Origin of the sequence: Bradyrhizobium sp. S3.2.6, from assembly GCF_040546885.1 — a bacterium.
Taxonomy (GTDB): Bacteria; Pseudomonadota; Alphaproteobacteria; order Rhizobiales; family Xanthobacteraceae; genus Bradyrhizobium; species Bradyrhizobium cytisi.
Genome location: NZ_JBEPOS010000056.1, coordinates 1 through 5,138, shown reverse-complemented (window position 1 = coordinate 5,138; position 5,138 = coordinate 1). Strand labels below are relative to the sequence as shown.

Sequence of the window (5,138 nt, the reverse complement as noted above, 5' to 3'; positions counted from 1 at the left end):
CGACGACATCAATCGCCATCCCGTCATCCATACCTGGTCCTACAAACTCGCCGACGCCGCCTGATATGATTCGAACCAAGAAAACGCTGAACTAGATCGCGCTAGATTCCAATGGGTGCCATCTCTTACCGGCACTGAGGCTTTCTATGGCCGATCCCAAGTTTCCCCATGTGAAGTGGCGCGATGGCCGTCCTCGCTCGTCGCACGGCGCTTATGCCAGGGCACTCGGCTTTGTCGATGCCGACTTGCGCCATCCGCCGTACGATGAAAAAGGACGCCCGGTCGGTGCGTGGTTCAATCTCCAAGAAGCCTCAGACTTTTCAGACAAACGAAAGTCGGAAATCGAGGCGGCTCGCCGTGCCGGCAAGCTGCCGAAGAAAATTACGATCCGCAAGCGTTCTACGATCGAAGATCTTCTGGACGATTGGAGCAAGTCGGTTGAGTTCAAGGCGTTGTCGTCCGCCTCGCAATCTTCTTATCGCAAATGTATCTCCGCTATCTTGTACCGACCGCAATCACGCGAATCCGCGGCAAAGATGCGTGCCGAAATCCGTGCCGCCAAGCTGCTCGGCGTAGCCGAGCCCGCACGAGAACTCGAGGCGATCGCGACCGCCACTCCGACATCAATCGGCAAACCGGAGCTCCGCGCCTTCTATAACTATGCGAAATCGGCTCGCGGTCATCATATGGCGCTCTCGATGATAGCCACGCTCTCAGCGGCATTCAGTTGGGGACAGGAAAGCGTCTTGTGGCGTCTCGGACCCAACCCGCGAGAAGGCATGGAGTTCGATCATCCAGACGGACGCATCGTACAGGTTGCGATGTCCGAATTTTCCGCGTGGGTCGCAGCAGCCGATGCGATCGAACGGCCTTCGGTCGGGGATAGCTTCCATCTGGCGTTGTTCACTGGGCAACGCCAGACTGACCGCTTAATTATGCGCAATGAGAGCGACGTCGAGGGCCGGCACGCGTTTCGGCAGAGCAAGACTGGTGAGCTTGTCGACATCAAGGAGGCGCCACAACTCAGCGCACGACTAAATGCCTCGCGTGCACGAATAAAGGAACTCAAGCTTCGGCTTCAGCTGGATAAGGTGCCACCCGAGCTCGTGGTCAACGAGGACAATGGTGAGCCTTATGACGAGAGTACCTATCGCCATTGGGTGTCGACGGTACGGGCCGTCGCTATCTTCGGCTTTCTCGCGCGCGACAACGCGCGCCAGGCAATTGTTCGTGCAGAGCGACTGAACGCCGAACTGACTAAAAACGTCGACAAGCTGTTCGCCCCCTTTCCTCTCGATGAGGAGAATAAGGCGCAGCGCGCTCGAGCGGTCGATCAGCGCAAGGGCGCATTATCGGAATGGCTGGATGCGCAGACTACACGCGACAGTAATGGCCATGAGACCGCATGGCGTCTAAAGCCTTGCCCCGCGCTGATGTTCGTCAACGGCGCCGGCGAATTCGACCAAAAGCACGACCAAGACCTACGTGATACCTGCGTCATGCTTCTCGATCGGGCGGGCTGCGACTTGCTGACGATCTGCGACATCACTGGGCATTCATACCGAAGTGCGCAGACGATCGTGAAGCACTACCGCGCCTGCAATGCGGCTCGCGCCGATTCCGGTATCGACAGGCTTGAATTGCAGGTGCGGAAGGAAGGCATGAAGAGCTGAACGCAGACCGGGGGGTCTCGTGCCATAGTGTGGATGGGCTTCGATCCTAATTACCCGCCTCGTCGCACAGCGTGCGACGTACGACCATTAAAAGCGTCGCACGAGACCCGGTTTGTTCTGCCTAGGAATTGAAAAAAGCCCTTGCGGGCCAATATCTTAGGGTGGTGGGCGCACCAGGGCTCGAACCTGGGACCCGCTGATTAAGAGTCAGCCCCGGGTTGAGAATAATCAATCACTTACTGGTCGCACCACTGGGCTTATCCGACCGAAAGTGGGCATTCGTCGCACGATCATAGTCATTGCACTGCCTGATATCTGAACACGAGCTACTCTGGCTTTACGGGGTCAACTTCCATCGATCGATAGGTTCAACTCGGGGAGACCCGCAACAGCCGTTGCCCTCGCATACCTCCGTTTATCGTCATGGTTTGTTCGGGCTAAAGGGCCGGACCACCCGCGATCATTACCCAGCCACCGGCGACATCCGCAGCAACGCCGAGACATCGGCTCGCCGCCAGTCCTCGCCGCCGCGGCCGGCGGCATCCCCCGTTCGCCGCCGCTGAGGACGCTATCGACGAGTCTGCACGGCCGCTTCGAGTCGGGCCGAGCGCAAATTGAAAAAGCTGCTTTGGCAGCCAAGGAGTTCCAGTTCAGAGGCGCTCCCGAACTCACCCTCTACCCCCTGCTTCTCGAGCCAGTTTGGTCAGTTCCTGATGATGGGGAAAGTCCTCAAGAGCAGTTTGAATTAGAGTGTCCTGACTTATATATGAGGACCGCCTCCGCCTTGCCGCATGGTCCGGAGCGCTGCGAACCAGTTCGTACGTCCCGTGCCGATCAAGCGAAGCCGGGAGAGATCGCCCCCGGCGCGTACCCAGTCCAACCAGCCGCCGTCGCATTCAATAAATTGCTTCGGGGAGATTCTGCTACGCGCGACCATACCTCAGCACGACGCGGATAACGCCCGGTAAGCCGCGCGCAGGCATTGAAGGCCGGATTGATATCAAACAGCGGGTGCGCGCCTACATACGCGTCGAACATGTCATTGATTGTGCGAAGTTTCTGGAAAGCGTCGTCCAGATCTGCGCCGTACAGGTTCTTCTTCACCTCGAACACGGCGAGGACATTTTGGATCGGCCAGAAAAAGTCGCTTGTGTAGGGAACGGGCTTGCCTTCGCCGGTGACAAGCATGGCATCCGTCTGCGGCCCCAATTGCCCGTCATGTCCTTCGATAAAGCTGCTCACCATGCGTACGTCGAGCGCGGCGGGGATAGCGCGATCCAACAATTCTCGGGTCAGCCCCTCATACATGGCCCCGATGGTCGGCGCATGCGTGATATTCTCCTTGGCGAGCTTCGCCGCCTCGACTTGCTGCAGTTCATGGAGAACGGTCGCAAGGCTGGTAAGCATAACTGTCTTTGCATGAAGATTTGAAGAATGGGACGGGTTTGCTAGCCGCCAGACCCGGAGGCTGAGGAAGCAGAGTTTGCCGGGCGATGAAATACCATACGCTGGTCGTCCGACTTTTCGAGGCGGTAGTGAGCCCACGCCATGTCCCGGACGAGCTCATCGTTGGCATCGGTGATCATGTGGCGGACTTGCGGAAAATGACCAAACTGCACGGCGAGGTGCCGGTTCATGCCCAGCCGGAAATCCTCGCCCTGCTCGACATTTATGAACGCATCATCAAAATCCGCGAGGACGAGATTCAACATGGTGGTCGGGTTGAGCGCGAGATTATAGGTGTAAGGCACCATGCCGGGGAGCGGCATCCGTAAGGCGGGGTGCTCGGGCGCGCGGATCGGCAGGACGGGGATGGTCGAGGTCCGCAAGGACTTGGCCGTGCGAACAACGCTCACGCCGGAGCCGCGATAAGCCGCTTCGCTCCAGTCGGTAGACTCCGACATGAAATTGAACATTTCCTTGGTGAGGGCCGCATTCGCCCGGAGTTCCGCGTAGTGGGCACGCTCCTCGTCCGTGAAGGGGGTGTCGCTGTCGGGCTGCGCGGCGAGTTCGGCAAGCTCCAGCTGCGTGGCAAGATAATGCGGCGTGCGCGCTTCAAGATGCCGGACAAGCGCATACAACACGGGCTTGTCGGATCGATCCAAGGTGTCGGTGCGGCCGCTCTGGATTTTGGCCCAGGTGTCGCTCTTTGAGATCGGCGTCTCGATGCCGTAGTTGATTGCATCCTCGACAGACACTGGGATCCCACCATAGGAATGGACATAGAGATCGCGCTCATAACCCAGTCCCTCGATCGAGCGCTCGGCCCAAACGGCATAGTCGCCGTTCTTGGCAAGCGTCCGGATTTTTTTCTTCTCTGGATCACATGCGAAATTCCGAAGATAGAACTGGGGTACATAGTGATGGTTGCGGGGCGTATTCATAAGGCTGGTGGTCCGCTCAATGGCGACGAACGACCGCCCCGGAATAGGGATGGTGAGCTGAGGACGGCAGCATATCATGCCGTGCGCCACCACCAATCTCAAAAAGAGCCAAGGCTGCACGGTTGGGCGCCTCGGCGGTTTTACTCGGCTGCTATGGCCATTGGGGTGGCCTGTATACGCTCGATCACATCGAACGCTTGGAACGGGAGGTGGGACGACTGAAGGAGGAAATACGCCAAAGCCGGGACCCGGGGGCCGTCGACGCTCACAACGCTGGCGCCGCTGCGCTCGAACAGTGACTCCGCCGCTGGCGCATCCACGTCTCTTTCGGCGCCTAAAGTCGCCGAAAGCGGCCTTTTGACTGACCAGATCCTTCGATCGCTTTGCCCTTCCGGCAAAGCTTCCGGCAACAGCGCATAACATCCCAAGGCACGCTGCCGGCAATTTGATCGGCTATCTCTTCGATTGATTGTTCACGAGCCGAAAGCGTTTCGAGCACTCGGTCGAGCAGTTCGGCCTCGCTGATCTCTTCCTCGTCAAGCCACCAATCGTCTCCGCGCGGTCCGAACAAAAGGATTTTATTGCGCAGTATTATGAAGTGGCTCTGGCAGTCGGTATCGCGCCATACCGACGGATAAACGCTTGTGCCCTTCGGGGATTCGTACAGACGCCATGCAGGACCAGCCCGCCGGTCGAGGTTTACCGGCAGCTCGGCCCCGCACCCACAGGGGCATGACATGATCAACCAACGTGGGCCTTGCCGATCCACAATGACTGCGTCACCCGGTTGCTTCAGATATGCGCTAGCGCCCGCGCGTGAGGCAACTCTGGCTTTGACGATGAAATTAATGACCATTACCCGCCCCCCCCGGATCGACGCTTGTGCCCGCGCGATGGCGTCGCTGTCGCCGGTGCCATCGCTCGCAGGATTTTTTGACCAAAGAAGAATGCGATCGCCCGCAATGTGTTCGGCTCCCTTGCTTTGAGTATAGCGCGACAATCTGGGTGGGAAGCGCGCGACAATCAGGATGGCGAGTCGGTGTCGCGGCGAGGTGATGATTGCCGCGATGATTGTCGTGCG

General features: G+C 58.6%; 4 protein-coding genes and 1 tRNA gene. 1 reads left to right on the top strand and 4 read right to left on the bottom strand.

What is annotated here, in order from left to right:
• The first annotated feature begins 146 nt into the window (after positions 1 to 146).
• Positions 147 to 1,673 carry a site-specific integrase gene (locus ABID58_RS37180; protein ID WP_354037782.1) on the top strand — a complete coding sequence of 509 codons (1,527 nt, stop codon included), beginning with the start codon at positions 147 to 149 and terminating at the stop codon, positions 1,671 to 1,673.
• Between the two features lie 162 nt (positions 1,674 to 1,835).
• On the opposite strand, the gene ABID58_RS37175 is transcribed toward ABID58_RS37180, so the two are convergent.
• From ABID58_RS37175 to ABID58_RS37160, 4 genes are all read right to left on the bottom strand, one after another.
• Positions 1,836 to 1,940: transfer RNA gene (locus tag ABID58_RS37175), tRNA-Ser, on the bottom strand.
• 567 nt (positions 1,941 to 2,507) lie between these two features.
• Positions 2,508 to 3,080 carry a DUF6602 domain-containing protein gene (locus tag ABID58_RS37170; RefSeq protein WP_354037781.1) on the bottom strand — a complete coding sequence of 191 codons (573 nt, stop codon included), beginning with the start codon at positions 3,078 to 3,080 and terminating at the stop codon, positions 2,508 to 2,510.
• Between the two features lie 41 nt (positions 3,081 to 3,121).
• On the bottom strand, positions 3,122 to 4,177 hold the full coding sequence (locus ABID58_RS37165) for a DUF4238 domain-containing protein (protein ID WP_354037780.1): 1,056 nt from the start codon (positions 4,175 to 4,177) through the stop codon (positions 3,122 to 3,124).
• A 214-nt stretch (positions 4,178 to 4,391) separates the two neighbouring features.
• Positions 4,392 to 5,138: ubiquitination-like system serine protease family protein (locus tag ABID58_RS37160; RefSeq protein ID WP_354037779.1), on the bottom strand; the 747-nt coding region annotated here is incomplete at its 5' end.